The organism is Prevotella sp. HUN102, assembly GCF_000688375.1.
Classification (GTDB): domain Bacteria; phylum Bacteroidota; class Bacteroidia; order Bacteroidales; family Bacteroidaceae; genus Prevotella.
Genome location: NZ_JIAF01000004.1, coordinates 1,385,401 through 1,402,947 on the forward strand (window position 1 = coordinate 1,385,401; position 17,547 = coordinate 1,402,947).

The following is a 17,547-nucleotide window of genomic DNA, read 5'->3' on the forward strand; positions in this document are numbered from 1 at the left end:
GTTTGAGCTTAATTGAATCCGAAGATTCTCTTTACGTTTTTATTAGTCTGATCGGCAATTTCCTGTGCTGTTTCACCATATACTTCTGCTATCTTTGCTACTATGTGGACCAAAAACGCACTTTCATTCCGTTTGCCACGCATCGGGACAGGTGCCATATAAGGAGCATCGGTTTCCAGAACGATGCGTTCTAATGGGACGGTTTTCAGCGTTTCGGGCAGATTGGCTTTCTTGAACGTGAGCACACCACCGATTCCCAGTACGAAGTTATCGAATGAGAGCAATTCAGCAGCCTCCTTTTCATTGCCGGTAAAACAATGGAACACACCTCCCGGGAGTTCTTCCTGATATTTTCTCAGGATATGCACTAACTCGTTCTGCGCTTTTCGGCAATGAATCATCAATGGAAGACGCGTCTCGACAGACCATTTCACTTGTTCTTCAAAGGCTGCCAGTTGCTCCTTTTCAAATTCCCGGCTCCAGTAGAAATCCAACCCGACTTCGCCCACGGCTATACAGTATTTCGTTTCGTCGAGATGCAGGCGCATCTGTTTGAGAACGTCCTCGTAGTCTGCCTTCACGTCTTCGGGATGCAGCCCGACCATCGGATAGGCAAAGCCGGGGAATTGCGTGCAGACCGACTTTATCGTATCTATTGAATCCAGATTGATGGCAGGAAGGAAAACCTTTGAAACGCCTGCTTCTCTTGCTCTTGCCACCACTTCGGGCAAGTCTTCCTTAAATTCTTCTCCATCAAGGTGGATGTGTGTATCTATCATCGTCATCTAATATTATCAATATGAAATTGGCATAAACTTATACGGCAAATGCCGTTCTTTAGCAATGGCTTCGGTCGTTCCCTAACAACGGCTTCAGTCGTTCCTAAGGAAGTCCTCAGGCCGTTCCTAAGGAACCGTTCGAACCGTTCCTGAAGGTTGGGGTTTAAGGCTGAAAAATTATCGAATCTGCAAGTAGATTGCCGTCTGATGTTCAGAAAGAAATAGTATGACAACTGAACAATGCTACTTGCCGATTCGTTAAACTCACAAGCCTGTTTGCTTTCTTAGAGGTTTTCAATGAACCAGTTGGCAACCTGCTGGAGCAAGTGCTGACGGGTTTTTCCTCCGAAGATGCTGTGATTTCTGTTTACATATAAGTTCTCCTTGAAATCTTTTCCTGCCTGAACCAATGCTTCAGAATATTCGTAGGCATTCTGAATATGCACATTGTCGTCAGCTATACCGTGGCAGATAAGGAGTTTGCCGTGCAGCTTTTCGGCTCTGTTTATAGGATTGATGGCATATCCATCTGCATTCTCTTGCGGGGTGCGCATATATCGCTCGGTATAGACGGAATCATAGTAACGCCAGTTGGTTGGAGGTGCAATGGATACTCCCGCCTTGTAGGCGTTCCTTCCGTCGCTCATACTCATCAGCGTGTTGAAACCACCGAAACTCCAGCCCCAAATGCCGATGCGGCTTGCGTCCACATAAGGCTGTTTGCCCATCCACAGAGCTGCTTCCACCTGATCTTTAGACTCTAAATATCCAAGTTTCAAATAAGTACACTTCTCAAAATCAGCACCACGTGCGCCCGTTCCTCTGCCATCTACGCAGGCCACGATATAGCCGTGCTGATTGAGATATGTGTCGAACAAGCCACCGTTTCCCATAGAGCCTGCCGTCCAACTGTCTACGACCTGCTGACTTCCGGGGCCGCTGTACTGATGGAATATAACAGGATACTTCTTATTAGAGTCAAAGTTCTCTGGTTTTGCTATCCAACCGTTCAGTTCAACGCCTTCGGAAGTGGTGAACTTGAAGAACTCGCGCTTCGACATATTGAATTTTGCCAGTTCGGCCTTTAGCTTGTCGTTGTTGAGCACTTCTCTTACCAGTTTGCCCTGATTGTCGTAGATGGAATAGACATAAGGATTGTTTCTGTCGCTCCAGTTGTTCAGGAAATATTTGTAATCGCCCGAGAACACGGCATTGTTCCATCCATCCTTGTTGGAAAGCATCGTAACCTTTCCGTTCTTGTCGGCAACGTATATTTCGCGCTGCATCGGAGTCTTCATAGCAGCTTGGAAATAAGTGTTTCCCGATGTTTCGTCATAGCCGTACACTCTTATCACGTCGTAATTTCCATTCTCAATCTGACGTATCTGCTTACCGTTGATATCGTAAAGGAAAAGGTGCATCCGTCCGTTACGGTCGGAAGGCATAAGAATATGATCTTTCAGAATGCTGATTCCTTCCATAGCCTCTTCCTTCACGTACTTTGCAACGCTTTCCTTGATAATCAAATTGCATTCACTGGTCAGAGGATTGCAAGCGTAAAGCTGGAGAAGATCCTGATGGCGGTTCATCGTGTAGATGATGATTCTGTTGGCAATGCTCGTCGGTTTCACCCTCGGGATATATCCGTCAGCATCCAAAGGCAGGTTGTATTTTGCAGTCTTGCCGTCAGCAAGCGAATACGACCAGACACTCACTTTTGCATTATCTTCGCCTGCTTTAGGATATTTATAGGAATAATCGCCCGGATAGACTTCGTATTCCTTTCTCTGTGGTTTAGCACCTTGGAACATCTGAAGGGAATAAGTCTTAACCTTTGATTCATCAAAGCGAATCCAACTCAATGTCTTGCTGTCTGCACCCCACGCCAAGGCATTGTTGAATCCAAATTCCTCTTCATACACCCAGTCAGGAATACCGTTGATGATTTCATTGAACTTGCCGTCGGTCGTAATCTGCTTTTCCGTCTGTCCGTCCGTGATGAAGATGTTGTTGTTTCTCACGAAAGCTATCTTTCTGCTGTCAGGAGAGAAAGTAGGAATCTGCTGCAAACCGCCTTCTGATAATTTCTTGATGCTTTTGTCCTTTACGTTGTAGAGATAATATTGCGCTTTATAAGAACGGCGGTAAATCCGTTCAGTCTCTGTTTGAATCAGAATAAAAGCACCGTCATCAGAGATCTCATAACCGTCAATCTCTTCTATCTTCACGCCACTGATTGTATTGACATCAAACAGCACCCCTGTCTGTTTACCGGTCTTGAACGAGAATTTCTCAATCTTCTTGCCATCGCCTGAGATACTTGCATATTCGGAAGTACCCTTCAGAGGGTTGATGCCGTGAATGGTTTTGGCAACCAAAGAGTTGTTCGTAACTTGCTCAATAGTTATTGGCTCGCCAGCTAAGGCTTGATTAGCCAAAGAAAATATTGCAGCACATACTAAAAAAAACTTTTTCATTGTATATTTTATTGATTTAATGCAACAAAAGTACAAAATATTAAGTAAATTTGCAATAGTAAATGGAACAATACTATAATGATTTTGGAAATTGGATCAGAAAGCAATTTCCATTCCGTGTTCAGAAGATTTCAATCGATGCAGGTTTCACTTGTCCGAACCGTGACGGAAGGATAGGCAAGGGGGGCTGTATTTTCTGCGACAATAAAACTTTCAATCCTTCTTATTGCGAGTCTTCCAAGAGCATAACCCAACAACTGGAAGACGGAAAAGCCTTCTTTGCAAAGAAATATCCCGATATGAAATATCTGGCATATTTTCAGGCATATACGAATACTTATGACTCGGTGGAATCCTTGCGTCGGATGTACGAAGAAGCTCTTGGCGTGAAAGACGTAGTCGGCATAGTCATCGGCACGCGTCCCGACTGTGTGAGTGATGAACTTTTAGATTATTTGGAAGAGTTGAACAGGCAGACTTTCCTGATAGTGGAGTATGGAATTGAGAGCTGCAATGACGAAACGCTGAAACTCATCAACAGAGGACACGACTTCGCCTGTACCAAACGTGCCGTGGAGGAAACTGCCAAACGTGGCATAAAGGTCGGTGGACATATCATCGTCGGACTGCCGGGCGAAGACCCGGATGAAAGTCTTCGACAGGCATCTGTCATATCTTCATTGCCATTGACGATATTGAAAGTTCATCAACTGCAAATCATTCGCGGCACGAAACTCGCAAGGATGTACGAGAAAGAGCCTTTCCATTTATATAGCGTTGAAGAGTACATCGACCTCATTGCCCGATTCATTCAGTTGTTGAGAAAGGATTTGGTGTTGGAAAGATTTGTCAGTCAGAGTCCTCCCGAACTACTTGTAGCTCCTAAATGGGGCTTGAAAAACTATGAATTTACGAATCTTCTCAACAATCATCTAAGGATAATGATGGAAAGGAAGTAGAAGTTTGACCCTTAATTTAATTATCAGTAGAAAAGAAATATAAAAAGAGGTTGGGCATATCAGTTGCGCAACCTCTTTTTTATACTAACACTTTTCTTCTGTTTTAATCTTTCTAATTAGAAAGCAGTAACTTAGGATTTGTCGTTTAGTTCCTTCATATCAATGAACTGCTGCTTTTCATCGTAGAATTCGTACTGCATAAAAGCGAGTTTCTGAGAAGGAATGATACTAATGCCGAATCCGTACTTCATCTGCCACTTGCGCTTCAAGGAGATTATGCCTTGATTGATGTAGGCAGCAACGTAAGGATGTACGTGCAAACTGAACTTCTTGATTCCAATCTTGTTTATCAAGCGGTCAATCTTGCGCTCAAGCTGATCGGTAAACAGGATGCTGGAACGAATCTTGCCTGTGCCGAAACACGTCGGGCAGTCTTCTGCGACATCAACATCCATAACCGGACGAACACGCTGGCGTGTAATCTGCATCAGACCGAATTTGCTGAGCGGCAGGATATTGTGCCGAGCACGGTCTTTCTGCATCGCCTTGCACATACGTTCGTAGAGCATCTGTCGGTCTTCTGCGAGATTCATATCAATGAAGTCTACAACAATGATGCCACCCATATCACGCAGTCTTAGCTGTCGTGCCAATTCGTCTGCCGCACCCAAGTTGGTGTCAAGAGCGTTCTGTTCTTGTCCTTTGTCTTTTGCACGGTTTCCGCTGTTTACGTCTACAACGTGCATTGCTTCTGTGTGTTCGATGATGAGGTAGCAGCCGTGACCGTAGTTGATGGTCTTACCAAAGCTGGATTTGATTTGCTTTGTAACATCAAAGTTGTCGAAGATTGGCAATTTGCCATTGTACTTTTTCACTATGTTCGCCTTTTCAGGGGCAATGAGAGAAACATAGTGCTGTACGGCTGTACAAATCTCCTCGTCGTTCACATAGATATTCTCATAGGTAGGATTGAAGAGGTCGCGGAGCATTGCCACGGCACGTCCTGTCTCTTCAAAAATAAGTTGTGGGCGATTCTGAGTTTTCTGCACCTTGGTGATGGCTTCTTCCCATCTGCTCAAGAGCACTTTCATCTCAGCATCCAGTTCGGCTACTCTCTTTCCTTCAGCAACCGTCCGAACGATTACGCCAAAATTCTTTGGGCAAATGCTCTGAATGAGTTGCTTGAGGCGAGCGCGCTCTTCGCCGCTTTTAATCTTGGAGGAAACGTTTACCTTGTCCCCGAAAGGGATGAGTACAATGAATCGGCCTGCGAACGATAGTTCGCCAGTAAGGCGCGGTCCCTTGGTAGAAATGGGTTCTTTTACAATCTGCACCATTACCTCTTGTCCGACCTGAAGTGCATTCTGGATGCTTCCATCCTTCTTCAAGTCTGGCAAGTGGCTGGCTTTCTGAATAGGGTAGAGACGTTTCCTGTCGCTTTGTACCTGTTTGAGATATTTCGCAAAGGAGTCGAACTGACTTCCTAAGTCAAGATAGTGAAGAAATGCGTCGCGTTCATAACCAACATCTACGAAACAGGCGTTAAGGCCCGGCATCAGTTTCTTGACCTTTGCAATGTAGATGTTTCCAACTGAAAAATTGGCTTCTCTCGGCTCTCGCTGGTATTCCACCAGTCGCTTGTCTTCGAGTAATGCAATCGAAATCTCTTTCGGTTGGGCATCAATAATTACTTCGCTTGTCATTTTCTCCTGTTTTATAAATACTTTATGGTGTATTTATATTCAATAAAAACGAGACTTGTCTTCGCACTCCCAGGGAAAGGAGTATTATGCGATGACACGCCCCGTCAAGTTCTGAAAGACCAGTTTGTGCTTTCTGCCCCAGAGGCTTACTTGCTCTTGTGTCTGTTCTTTCTTAATCTCTTCTTACGCTTGTGCGTAGCCATCTTATGTCCCTTCTTCTTCTTTCCGTTAGGCATAGCTTTAAAATTTTAAATTGTTATTATAATATTTTGTTTCTTTCTTGTCTTACTTCTTCATATCCTCGATAAAAGTCTTTGCTGGCTTGAATGAAGGGAAGTCGTGTGCAGGAATAGTGATTGTCGTATTCTTTGAGATGTTACGAGCAGTCTTTTCAGCACGATGCTTTACGATAAAACTACCGAAACCACGGAGATATACGTTTTCCTTCTTGTCAAGCAAGCTGTCTTTGATAGCGTCCATAAAAGATTCTACAACCGCCGACACGTCTTTCTTGGCAATGCCGGTCGAAGATGCAATCTCGTTGATGATATCTGCCTTTGTCATTTTCTTTAATTTATCTTTGTTATTATGTATTCTTACCTATCTCTTCATAACGGAATGCAAAGATACTCATTTTCAGATAAATACGAAAATGTTTTTTACTATTTTTTGCAAAAACTCTTTTACACACGCTTTCGGTATCCTTTTTTTCATTATCTTTGCACTATAAATATATAAGGTGTATGAAGACTGCGATAGGAATAGACGTTGGGATTTCGACTACCAAAATTGTTGGAATCCGTGATGGAATGGTAGTGAACCCACTGCGCATCAAGGCTACCGACCCGATAACTTCTCTCTATGGAGCGTTTGGCAAGTATCTGTATGACAACAAGATAGAGCTTAACGATGTAGACAAGGTGATGATTACCGGTGTGGGCTCTGCTTATATCGACAAGCCTGTGTATGGGCTGCCGACCGAGAAAGCCGATGAGTTTCTGGCAGACGGTATGGGTGCCCAGTTTGCAGCGAATCTTGAGCGGATGATTGTGGTTTCGATGGGAACAGGCACTTCGCTGGTGGAATGCAACGAAGGAAAAATCAAACATATTGGTGGAGTGGGTATCGGTGGAGGTACGCTCAATGGCTTGTCAAGACTTTTGCTCAGCACCGACGATATTCATCAAATATCCGATTTGGCAATGAAGGGGGATATATCAAACATCAACTTGGAGATTGGCGATATTTCCGCTCATCCGCTCCCCGGACTTCCAATGAATGCCACAGCATCGCTCTTTGCCAATGCTCAAGGCAATGCAAGCAGGGAGGACATTGCGCTTGGGTTGATTTGTCTGGTGCTTCAGTCCATTGGTTCGGCAACGATTTTGAGTGCGTTGAATAGTGGTATCAAGGATTTCGTGTTGATAGGCAACTTGACGCTATTGCCGCAGTGCAAAGTTCTCTTCCCTATGATGGAACAAATCTATGATGTGAATTTCATTATTCCGAAACATTCAGAGTTCTGTACGGCTATTGGTGCAGCTTTGCAGGCGAAGAAATAACAGTTCTTCGTTTAAAGAAATTGCCCTGCCTTGGAAATGTTAGGCCGTGATTCTGATTGATGCAATGTCAGGAATGTTCTGTAACCTGTAAATTCCTGAAAATCAGACGATAAATAATTGCTTTCCATTCTTGCGAAGAACGCCGCGCAATCTTCGCAAGAATGCACGGTATTTTTGCGAAGAATGAAACGCATTCTTCGGATAGTTGTAAATCACTTGAATTTAGGGTAATTTCATACTCAAGAATATGAGGTTGCAAATGAGTTTGTCCTCGGATATATGAAGGTGTGTTTGCGAATAAGGCCGGTCATAAACTTCACGCTGTTGAAAGCATTGTCAGAACTCAGATAAAATATTATGCCCTCGTACTTCAATAGAAATACGAGGGCATAGTGCAGTATATAATCTTATTTTTCTTATTTATCTTTTCTGCCAAAGAGTGAGAAGTGGACGTAACGCTTCGGATGTGCCTTCAGGTTTACCATCAGACTGTCCATATTTGCCAATGTGTTGGACAGATTGTTGTAGAGCGTAGGGTCGTTCATCAGCAAGCCCATAGAACCTTTGTTGCTGTTCAATGTTGCGGTCAGCGTGTTTACATTGTCCAGTGCTGTGTTGAGTTTTGCCATTGTTGTGGCAATATCCAGTGCATTTACCTTGCTGTTGATGTTTGCCATCAGCCCGTCTGCTCCCTTCAAAGCACTCCGAGCCTCCGTAATGCCACTATTGGCATTCGCCATCAGGCTGTTTGTGTTGTCCATAAGATTACCGGCTTTTGCGCTCATAGCAGGCAGAGTGCTGTTCATTTGAGCCAGCAGAATGTTTAATTGCTTGGTGGAGGTAGTCAAATCGGCTGTAATCTTGTCTACATTGTGGATGGAATTCTTGACAGAAGGGTCAGCAAGAACGGAGTTTACATTGGCAAGAATGCTGTCGAGCTTTGGTAACATTTTCTGGATAGACGGCACCATATTTTTCACTTCGCCCATTGCGCCGTTGTTGATGCTGCCGTTGATAACACCATTTTCAGCCAGCCATTTGGTGCTTTTGCCCAGAACGAGATTTACCTGTACGTTACCCATCAGGTCGCTGATGATTTCAGCCGTGGTTCCTTCGGGAATTTTCATATTCCTATCAATATCAACGCCTACGCTGATACCTTTTTCGGGGTGGTTGTAATCGTAGGCAATATCCTTCACAATGCCCACCTTGAAGCCATTTGCATAGATAGGGCAGGTTGTGGTAAGCCCGCTGATATCGTCAAACTGCATCTTGTATCGTGTGTCTGTGGAAAAGAGGTTGAGTCCTTTCAGGAAATCCATACCGAAAAACAATATTATTATTCCACAAATAGCCACGAGTGCTATCTTTACTTCTGGTGTTAGAATCTTTTTCATAATTACTTTGTTTGTTGATTCCTCTTTGCAAATTCGCCAATCGCAACGCTGGTGTTCATTCGTTCACCATTCTTGAATGCGATAATGAACGCTTCTGGGAAATCTTTTCTAAGTTTCTGGCGCAGGCGAACCACTTCGTTATAGTCCTCGCTGGCACCGATTGTATATTTATAAACATTTCCTTCCTGGAATGAATCTACGTCGTTGTGTCCCTTGAAATGCTCGCTGCCAGGGCGCAACTGTCGGTTGATGGCAAATATCTGCACCTTGAAGATAGGACGAATTTCATTACCGGAGGTGTTGTTCTCCTTCTTTTCCTCTGGTTTCTTTGCAGCGACTGTCGCTTTCTTTTCCGATTTCACGTTTCTGCTGACAGATGCTTGCTCTTTCTTTTTGTTTTGGGTTGAAGCCTGAATGTTAGTTTTTTTCTCTTTTATAGCCTTTACTTCCTTTTCTTTTTTAATCTGAGTTGGCTGAGAAACTGCAACATTTACTTTTGGAGCGATCTTTACATCGTCGATGGTTTTAGGTTCTATCTTGGTAACAGTCGTAACCTTTGGCACCTGTTGAGGATAGTTTCCTTTGTAGGGAATAACCAAATGGTCGTCTACTTTATTCTTATATTCTACAAATGCTTCATAAATGCCACGCGCCATCAAGTCAATACCTTCCTCTGTGTTCAGAAATTGCTCTTCTTCTTCTGCCGTTATGAATCCCAATTCTATCAGACAGCCCGGCATCGACGTTTCGCGCAGCACCAGAAAGCCTGCCTGATGCACACCTTTGTCGATACGGTTTGCCTTGCTGCACACGGAATGCTGAATGAGTTGCGCCAGTTGAACGCTCTTTTCCATATTGGCGTTCTGCATAAACTCGAACATTATGTAGCTTTCAGAAGAATTTGGGTTGAATCCTTCGTAAGTCTGCTGATAGCCCTGTTCCAATGAGATTACGCCGTTCTCACGCATAGCCACGTCAAGGTTGTCTTTTGCACGGTGCATACCGAGTGTATAAACCTGAAACCCTCTTGGCGAACGACCCGGAGGGACTGAATTGGTGTGAACGGACACGAATAAGTCGGCTTTTGCCTTGTTGGCTATTTCCGCGCGACCCTTCAATGGAATAAAAACATCGGTCTTTCTTGTATAAACTACATTGACATCTGACAAATTGTGCTCTACTAATCTTCCAAATGCCAAGGCAACGTTCAGGTTTATATCTTTTTCTTTCGATATTGCACCGATTGCTCCGGCATCGCGGCCACCGTGTCCGGGGTCAATTACCAATGTAAACTTCCCCTTGGCACTGGTAATATTCAGTCCCAATCCGAAAGTCAATACAAATAGCAACAATACCTTCTTAACCATACTGTACATTTAAAAAGCAAAGTTACGTATTTTTATTCAGAAACTCGGAAGCTCTTATTGGGTTTTATCATTTATTAAATGTAATTCCACGCCTGCACCATCGCAGTCTGCTCCCATAGGTGGATTCAATTTAGTAAGTTTCAGGTCGATTCCTTCGATTTTTGGAAATGCTTCCGTCAGTTCATCGACAATGTTTCCAGCCACGTTTTCCAACAGTTTTGCAGGTCGTTTCATTATCGCTTTCAATAATTCGAATACCTCTGCATAGCTCAGCGTGTCTTCAACGTCGTCCGACTGCATTGCCTTTTCAATGGGATATTGTAAGCGAAGGTCGATGAGGTAATCATTGCCAACCTCTCGTTCCAAGTCTCCCACACCGATATAAGCGTGGAATCGGACACCTTTTATATATATATAGCTCGATTTCAGAATCATAATGTAGCTCCTCCGGAATGGAGGAGCTGTTTGTTTAAGAATTAATTATCCACATCTTGAAGCACCGCAACTGGTGCAAATCAGGCAGCCTTCCTGATAGACGAGGGTTTCCTGACCACAAGCAGGGCACTGCTGGCCCGACGCTTTCGTTCCGTCTGTAACATATTTCTTCAGCGCGCGCTCTACACCGTTCTTCCAAGTATTGATGCTTTCGTTCTTCAACTGCAATGAACTCACGAGGTTTATCACATTGTCGATTGGCATTCTGTAACGGAGCACACCCGAAATGAGCTTTGCGTAGTTCCAATATTCGGGATTGAATTTCTCTGAAAGCCCCTCTACGGTTGTTTTGTAGCCACGTTTGTTCTCGAACTGGAAGTCGTAACGGCGGCTTCCGTCTTCATTTGTAGACTTGATAATCTTACCCTTGGTAACACTCTTCGGCAAGGCAATTCCTTCTTCGTCGTCTTGCAGACCGGTAAAAATCTCATAGGGATAGCCATCTAACAAACCAACGAATGCCACCCACTTATCCTTGTTGTTCTGGAAACGCACGACATCGCAATCCAAAACGGCCGGACGTACCTCAACAACGTGAGGAGGCTGGCAGATATGCTCGTGATGTTCTTCTGCTGAACTCAAATCCTTAGTCTTTTCTTCCGATGCCAGTTCTTCTTTCTTTTTCTTGTCTTTCTTTGAAACGGAAATCATCACGCCGGAACGAGAGCCGTCTCGATAGATGGTGCAGCCCTTGCAACCACTCCTCCAAGCCTCAACGTAAAGTTTGTTTACCAATGCTTCGTCCACGCTATTCGGCAGATTTACGGTAACAGATATAGAATGGTCCACCCATTTCTGAATAGCTCCCTGCATACGCACCTTCATCAGCCAATCAACATCGTTTGCCGTTGCTTTGTAATAAGGAGATTTCTTCACAAGGTCATCAATTTCTTCCTGTGTGTACTTCTTTGTTGAATCGATGCCATTGATGTTCATCCAGTCAAGGAACTTCTGATGGTAGACGATATACTCTTCAAATGAATCGCCAACTTCATCAACATAGTCTACGTGTGCGTTGGTATCGTTCGGATTCACCTTGCGACGACGTTTGTAAACAGGCATAAAGACTGGTTCTATACCTGATGTGGTCTGTGTCATCAGCGAAGTTGTGCCCGTAGGAGCGATTGTAAGACAGGCAATGTTGCGACGACCGTATTTTGCCATATCGTTATACAGTTGCTCGTCTTCTTCTTTCATACGGAGGAGGAATGGATTGTCGGCCTCGCGAGCTGCGTCGAACACCTCAAAAGCACCACGTTCCTGTGCCATCGTAACGGATGAACGGTAGGCATTCAATGCCAAAGTCTTGTGTACTTCAACAGAGAAATCCGTAGCTTCCTGTGTTCCGTAGCGCAATCCCATCGCTGCAAGCATATCGCCCTCGGCAGTAATGCCCACACCTGTACGACGTCCCTTGCCGCTCTTGTCCTTGATTTTCTCCCAAAGATGATATTCTGCATTCTTTACTTCCTCGTTTTGTGGGTCGGTCTTTACCTTTGCCATAATCAAGTCGATCTTTTCCATTTCAAGATCAACGATGTCATCCATCAGACGCTGAGCTAACTGAACGTGTTTCTTGAACTTCTCGAAATCGAAATAAGCATCCTTTGTGAACGGATTCACTACGTATGAGAACAAGTTGATTGACAACAGGCGGCAACTGTCGTATGGACACAATGGAATCTCGCCGCAAGGGTTGGTAGATACGGTCTTGAATCCCAAGTCGGCATATCTGTCGGGAAGACTTTCACGCACGATCGTATCCCAGAACAACACTCCCGGCTCGGCACTCTTCCAAGCATTGTGAACAATCTTTTCCCAAAGTTTCTTTGCAGAAACATTCTTGCTGTAAGATGGATTATCGCTGTCGATTGGATATTTCTGCTCAAATTCCTTATCATTAACGGCCGCTTCCATAAACTCATCGGTCAATTTCACGGACACATTGGCACCGGTAACCTTACCTTCCTCCATCTTTGCGTCGATGAATGCTTCGGAATCAGGATGCTTGATGCTTACAGACAACATCAGCGCACCACGACGGCCATCCTGAGCCACCTCGCGCGTACTGTTTGAATAGCGTTCCATAAAAGGAACAAGGCCGGTTGAGGTCAGCGCAGAGTTGTTCACGGGCGAACCCTTCGGACGAATGTGGCTCAAATCGTGCCCGACGCCGCCACGGCGTTTCATCAGTTGCACCTGTTCTTCGTCGATTCGGAGGATTGCACCGTAAGAATCGGCATCGCCATCGAGTCCAATCACAAAGCAGTTTGACAACGATGCCACCTGATAGCTGTTACCGATTCCGGTCATCGGACTTCCGGCAGGAATGATATAGCGGAACTGGTCGATAAGGTCGAAGATTTCCTGCGCACTTACAGGATTCTTATACTTCTTTTCGATGCGGGCTATCTCGTTGGCAATGCGCCAGTGCATATCTTCGGGCGACTTCTCGTAGATGTTGCCGAAGCTATCTTTCATAGCATACTTGTTTATCCACACACGGGCAGCCAGTTCGTCGCCCTTGAAGTATTCCAAAGAGGCCTGAAATGCCTCTTCGTGAGAATATATTTTATTGGTTTCCATTTGTTGTTTAGTAAAATTTCTGCTTGCGAAGTTACTAATTGTTTTCCAAAAGTGAAAACTTTTCAGTAACTTTGTATCGTAAAAATTTCAAAAATGGAAAGCTTAAAAAGAAGAAGAACAATAAGAAAGTTCTCACAGAGAGAACTTTCCAACACACTCTTAAAGGAGTTGTTGAGTGAAGCGGAAAGGACACCTACGATGGGCAACCTGCAACTTTACTCGGTGGTGGTAACGAGAGATGCCGACAGGAAAAAGAAACTTGCACCGGCTCACTTCAATCAGCCTATGGTGGAAGGTGCTCCGGTGGTGCTCACTTTCTGTGCGGATTTCAGAAGAACGAGCCTTTGGGCGAAGCAACGAAAGGCCGAACCGGGCTACGATAACTTCCTCTCGTTTATGAATGCTGCAACCGATGCGTTGCTCTACTGTCAGACTTTCTGCAACATTGCCGAAGAAACAGGTCTCGGCACGTGTTTCCTCGGCACAACCATCTATTGCCCGGATGCCATTATCGATGCTTTGGAACTCCCTGAACTCGTTATGCCGGTTGCCACCATCACAATCGGATGGCCCGATGAATTACCGGCACTTACTGATCGTTTGCCTATTGAGAGCATTCTACACGAAGAAGTCTACGAAGATTATACGCCCGAGCGCATCGACCTTTTTTATAATGAGAAGGAAAACCTTGAGGAAAACAAGCATTTCGTGGAAATAAACAACAAGGAAACCCTTGCGCAGATTTTCACGGACATCCGTTACAGAAAGAGCGACAACGAAACTATGTCCGCTACTTTGCTGAATGCGCTGAAACGTCAGGGGTTTATCGAATAAAATTTGATATCTTGCAAAGAACTTTTATCTGGTATCTGGCAAATTTAGATTTCAAATGAACTGCGACACTTGTTTAATTATAGATAAATCATAACTCATTGAAAATCAGTTGATAATGATATTGTTTTCAATTGTGCGAAGAATGCGTTCCAATCTTCGCACAATTACAGTGCATTCTTGCGAAGATTAGAGAGCATTCTTCGGTTACTTGTAAATTAGGTATTTTACTGCTTATTTTCCTTTCCCTGAAAATTGAAAGGCAGTAATGTTTTATCTGCTTACTTTTTACTAATAGATAACAGGAAAAAGCCGTATCATCACTTAAATCTTTAAAGTGGATGATACGGCTTTTTAATATCGGCGAAGCGTGGAATATTTAGTTTATGATTCTTTTTCTGAAAACCGAATTGAATCTCCTTGTATTTACTGTTTTAGTTGAACACTCCAATTGAAATGCCGAAGTTATATCCCTTCTGCCGTTCTTCATTGTTGGCAGACTGGAAACCTCCATTTGCCTTTATGTACCACATTCCACGGACTTTCCTGATACTTAGCGGGAACTGATACATAACCTGAAGCTGCGTATGGAATACGTTGGCATCGTAATACCTGAAGTCAGGGATGAGTACGCTCTTCGCATAGTCTGTTGTCGGGTCGGCAAGGTTCAGTTCTGACTTTGTGGCAAAACTGTAGCCGAGTACGAGGTCGAGTGTCAGACGATTGTTGAACAGCGAGACACCATCTTCTGTCTGAAGATTGAAACGGCCGTATTTCGATTTGCTCTTGTTGAGCAAATGCGTGTTGCGCTGCGAACTGAGATTGCCTGCCAAGCCAAGATATGCCTTTACTTGTCTGGCATTGTTGGCTTCGTTCAGGCGAATGAGGTTGGCACGATAACGGAAATTCAAGTCCATAGTCTCCACCTGATAGCGTTTCTTGAACTCAAACTGGGTGTCGTAGCGATAAGAAGTAAGCCCGGTTGTGGCATCGTTCGTAATCACCAATTGCTGACGGTATTCGTTGGCATAGGCCTGTTGGAAATCGACCTTTACGTCAATCTGATGTATCAGCCTGTCGGTTTTTATGCGATTCTGCGACGCTATATTATATAAATAGGTGTAATAGCGTCCCGGTTCGTATTTGTAGTTGCCGTAAATATACTCCGTGCCGTGCTCAATGCTCACAGCACTCGTACTCGTGAAAGCGTCGTTCTTATAGCCATACTGGACTTCTGCACCGAAATTGTGGTTTACCCACTCACGATTGAAACTTGAATAGCCACTGATTGTTCCGTCGGCAACTTCCATTCCCGACATCAGATAATACATCAGGTTGGCATCGTTCTGAACGGTTGTCAGGCTACCCATCTTTTCCTTTCGGCGATTGTAGTGCCCGGAAAGTCCTATGGTGTGGGTGTCGTCGTTATCGAAGGAATAAGAAACGGAGGGTGTGAGTTTGTATTCCAAGAGGCGAGAGCGTGAACGAGGGTCGCGAAGGCGCGAAAGGTCGCCGAGATTATAATCCAATGCTACTCCGAAACGCCATCCGTTGAAGCTCTTTGTGCCTACTTTTGCTGTGAGTTCAAAGTCTTGATGGTCGTATTTCCCGGGGATGGAAGAGCCTGAAATGAAAGGATTTGCATTATACAGGCGATACTGGTCGCCCCAAACACGTTCTTGGGTACGCCCTATATCGAAACGGAACTTGCCGTAGCCATAAAGATACTTTCCCATTTGCTGATATCGCTCGGTAAAGAATTTCATAGAATTGGTCTCTTCGCCCTCTTGAACACGATGATAGTCGCCACCTTTGTGATAGTATCCGATGGAAGCCACACCACGATTGTCGGTTGGTTCAATGGTCAGTGCAGCCGAGTTTTCCGTGTTTCGCCACGTCTGCATCAGATCGCTGTAACGATATTCCGTGTCGCCACGAAGCGAATCGACCTGTGCGCAAGCCGGTAATGCAATCAGGGGGAGTGCTGTTAAAATATATTTTGTTTTCATTCCGAAATCAAGTCTTTTTCCTTTATCTTTCTTTGGTACGGGGAAAGATGACTCGTCAGTTTGGATAAAGGAATTATTGTAAGTTTATTTTTCTAAATTCAATATCTAACTGTCCCTGCCTGCCATTCTCTTTTTGCTTTCGAGGAAGAGTGAAAAGGCAAGGATGGTTTTCCTAATCATATTGTCTTGGAGCAATGGTGGTCGATACTTGGAAATCGTTGCTGCTGTTGTTGGTATCCATCAGAATCTTCTGACCGGCCGTACCTGTGCCGGAAGTCTTGCGATACACAACTTCGCCCGACCATCCGTTGATTGTATTCTGAAGAGCTGAGCCTGCATCGATGTCGGAATAGAGTCGTTTCTCGCCCATATCCTGCCCAGTAGACTTGTTTCTGAGGTATTCCACACCATCAATAATATAGCGTTTGGGCATCAAAGTGAACATCGTTCCACTCTTCTTACCATATTTATAGGTGCGCTTCCACGTTGTAACGTCCTCGGTTGTACGGAAAATAACGACTCCTTGTCCACTCTGAAGAATGTTGAATGTAGAAGCTCCCGAATAAATGTTGAAAGCATTGATTAACTCCTTCGTATCGGGATTGTTCTGAAACGTTCCACTTTTATCCTTGGTTTCAAAGTCTGCATCGAGCAAACTGTGTTCCAGCGGAGCATTCACACTATGGTCGATAGCACTGAGTGCCATCAGGACGGTGCCACCCGGCGCAACGAGGAATGGTTGGTCGTTTGGAATGCGAAAGGCTTGCTTCAATACAACTACCGAATCTGCGTATTCATCGTGCAAATTCTTGAGTGTGAATGCCTGTGGATTGTCCGTTTCAAGCAAACCAATGTATAATCCTGCCACATTGATGGTGTCGTCAGACTGATTATACAGTTCAATGTATCTTCCTGCACGATAGTTTCGGTTGTTGTTGTCCTTTGCACCGGCAGCATAAATCTTACCGATGACGATATCTCGCTTCAAGGATATCAAGGTGTTGAGTACGATTGGTTCAGAATTTCCTATCATATAGCCGTTTAAAGAACCTGATACCGTTGCACCGGAATTTGCTTCTTTGCTGCCAGTCAATGCGCTGTATTCGGCTGATGTCAGATGCCAAGAAACCGAAATGTCGTAAACGTCAGGAATCAGACTGCTGAAATGTGCCACACCATTCGCATCGGTAGTTGTGGAAATGCTTGTGCCGTTGGAAGTGATCGTTACTGTACGTCCCGAAAGATCCAATGCCGGATATTCAGATGGGGCAGACAATTGAATGTTTGTTGCAACATTGCCGGTTGCATCGTCGAAATCTACGCAGGCTGCAAGCACGAGTGTTGCGAGCAATGCGAAAATATATGTTATATGTTTCATAAGA

General features: G+C 44.4%; 13 protein-coding genes. 3 read left to right on the forward strand and 10 right to left on the reverse strand.

From position 1 onward, the window contains the following. Positions 1 to 8: 8 nt before the first annotated feature. Both P150_RS0111035 and P150_RS0111040 read right to left on the reverse strand, forming a co-directional pair. Complete coding sequence (locus P150_RS0111035) at positions 9 to 785, reverse strand: TatD family hydrolase (protein WP_028897730.1); 777 nt, start codon at positions 783 to 785, stop codon at positions 9 to 11. A gap of 278 nt (positions 786 to 1,063) precedes the next feature. Continuing rightward, positions 1,064 to 3,256, reverse strand: coding sequence for a S9 family peptidase (locus P150_RS0111040; protein WP_028897731.1), 2,193 nt, complete (start codon positions 3,254 to 3,256; stop codon positions 1,064 to 1,066). A 62-nt stretch (positions 3,257 to 3,318) separates the two neighbouring features. Here P150_RS0111040 and P150_RS0111045 point away from each other — a divergent pair, with 62 nt between their 5' ends. Next, positions 3,319 to 4,215 (forward strand): TIGR01212 family radical SAM protein, encoded by an 897-nt coding sequence (locus P150_RS0111045; protein ID WP_028897732.1) that lies wholly within the window; start codon positions 3,319 to 3,321, stop codon positions 4,213 to 4,215. Between the two features lie 131 nt (positions 4,216 to 4,346). On the opposite strand, the gene P150_RS0111050 is transcribed toward P150_RS0111045, so the two are convergent. Together P150_RS0111050 and P150_RS0111060 are read right to left on the reverse strand one after the other, a co-directional pair. Beyond that, positions 4,347 to 5,918, reverse strand: coding sequence for an Rne/Rng family ribonuclease (locus P150_RS0111050; RefSeq protein ID WP_028897733.1), 1,572 nt, complete (start codon positions 5,916 to 5,918; stop codon positions 4,347 to 4,349). A 285-nt stretch (positions 5,919 to 6,203) separates the two neighbouring features. Continuing rightward, positions 6,204 to 6,482 carry an HU family DNA-binding protein gene (locus P150_RS0111060; protein WP_028897734.1) on the reverse strand — a complete coding sequence of 93 codons (279 nt, stop codon included), beginning with the start codon at positions 6,480 to 6,482 and terminating at the stop codon, positions 6,204 to 6,206. Positions 6,483 to 6,661: 179 nt separating this feature from the next. Between P150_RS0111060 and coaW the strand changes: the two genes are divergently transcribed. After that, on the forward strand, positions 6,662 to 7,480 hold the full coding sequence (gene coaW / locus P150_RS0111065; protein ID WP_028897735.1) for a type II pantothenate kinase: 819 nt from the start codon (positions 6,662 to 6,664) through the stop codon (positions 7,478 to 7,480). 416 nt (positions 7,481 to 7,896) lie between these two features. Here coaW and P150_RS0111070 read toward each other — a convergent pair whose 3' ends face one another. Genes P150_RS0111070 through P150_RS0111085 form a run of 4 tightly spaced genes read right to left on the reverse strand, consistent with a single transcriptional unit; the run spans position 7,897 to position 13,325 of the window. After that, positions 7,897 to 8,877 (reverse strand): MlaD family protein, encoded by a 981-nt coding sequence (locus P150_RS0111070; protein WP_028897736.1) that lies wholly within the window; start codon positions 8,875 to 8,877, stop codon positions 7,897 to 7,899. Positions 8,878 to 8,879: 2 nt separating this feature from the next. Next, on the reverse strand, positions 8,880 to 10,244 hold the full coding sequence (locus P150_RS0111075) for an N-acetylmuramoyl-L-alanine amidase (RefSeq protein ID WP_028897737.1): 1,365 nt from the start codon (positions 10,242 to 10,244) through the stop codon (positions 8,880 to 8,882). 54 nt (positions 10,245 to 10,298) lie between these two features. Further along, positions 10,299 to 10,679, reverse strand: a complete 381-nt coding sequence (gene folB, locus P150_RS0111080) for a dihydroneopterin aldolase (RefSeq protein WP_028897738.1) — start codon at positions 10,677 to 10,679, stop codon at positions 10,299 to 10,301. A 45-nt stretch (positions 10,680 to 10,724) separates the two neighbouring features. Further along, positions 10,725 to 13,325 (reverse strand): adenosylcobalamin-dependent ribonucleoside-diphosphate reductase, encoded by a 2,601-nt coding sequence (locus tag P150_RS0111085; RefSeq protein WP_028897739.1) that lies wholly within the window; start codon positions 13,323 to 13,325, stop codon positions 10,725 to 10,727. 93 nt (positions 13,326 to 13,418) lie between these two features. Here P150_RS0111085 and P150_RS0111090 point away from each other — a divergent pair, with 93 nt between their 5' ends. Then, positions 13,419 to 14,159 carry a nitroreductase family protein gene (locus P150_RS0111090; protein WP_028897740.1) on the forward strand — a complete coding sequence of 247 codons (741 nt, stop codon included), beginning with the start codon at positions 13,419 to 13,421 and terminating at the stop codon, positions 14,157 to 14,159. 431 nt (positions 14,160 to 14,590) lie between these two features. On the opposite strand, the gene P150_RS0111095 is transcribed toward P150_RS0111090, so the two are convergent. Further along, entirely contained in the window at positions 14,591 to 16,165 is a 1,575-nt protein-coding gene (locus tag P150_RS0111095; RefSeq protein ID WP_028897741.1) for a DUF6850 family outer membrane beta-barrel protein, read from the reverse strand. A 172-nt stretch (positions 16,166 to 16,337) separates the two neighbouring features. Continuing rightward, positions 16,338 to 17,543, reverse strand: coding sequence for a DUF4876 domain-containing protein (locus P150_RS0111100; RefSeq protein WP_028897742.1), 1,206 nt, complete (start codon positions 17,541 to 17,543; stop codon positions 16,338 to 16,340). Positions 17,544 to 17,547 lie beyond the last annotated feature (4 nt).

Bases quoted from the DNA above. Each gene is read 5' to 3' on its own strand.
- P150_RS0111035 (WP_028897730.1), bottom strand. From the start codon at position 785: ATGACGATGATAGATACACACATCCACCTTGATGGAGAAGAATTTAAG.
- P150_RS0111040 (WP_028897731.1), bottom strand. From the start codon at position 3,256: ATGAAAAAGTTTTTTTTAGTATGTGCTGCAATATTTTCTTTGGCTAAT.
- P150_RS0111045 (WP_028897732.1), top strand. From the start codon at position 3,319: ATGGAACAATACTATAATGATTTTGGAAATTGGATCAGAAAGCAATTT.
- P150_RS0111050 (WP_028897733.1), bottom strand. From the start codon at position 5,918: ATGACAAGCGAAGTAATTATTGATGCCCAACCGAAAGAGATTTCGATT.
- P150_RS0111060 (WP_028897734.1), bottom strand. From the start codon at position 6,482: ATGACAAAGGCAGATATCATCAACGAGATTGCATCTTCGACCGGCATT.
- coaW (WP_028897735.1), top strand. From the start codon at position 6,662: ATGAAGACTGCGATAGGAATAGACGTTGGGATTTCGACTACCAAAATT.
- P150_RS0111070 (WP_028897736.1), bottom strand. From the start codon at position 8,877: ATGAAAAAGATTCTAACACCAGAAGTAAAGATAGCACTCGTGGCTATT.
- P150_RS0111075 (WP_028897737.1), bottom strand. From the start codon at position 10,244: ATGGTTAAGAAGGTATTGTTGCTATTTGTATTGACTTTCGGATTGGGA.
- folB (WP_028897738.1), bottom strand. From the start codon at position 10,679: ATGATTCTGAAATCGAGCTATATATATATAAAAGGTGTCCGATTCCAC.
- P150_RS0111085 (WP_028897739.1), bottom strand. From the start codon at position 13,325: ATGGAAACCAATAAAATATATTCTCACGAAGAGGCATTTCAGGCCTCT.
- P150_RS0111090 (WP_028897740.1), top strand. From the start codon at position 13,419: ATGGAAAGCTTAAAAAGAAGAAGAACAATAAGAAAGTTCTCACAGAGA.
- P150_RS0111095 (WP_028897741.1), bottom strand. From the start codon at position 16,165: ATGAAAACAAAATATATTTTAACAGCACTCCCCCTGATTGCATTACCG.
- P150_RS0111100 (WP_028897742.1), bottom strand. From the start codon at position 17,543: ATGAAACATATAACATATATTTTCGCATTGCTCGCAACACTCGTGCTT.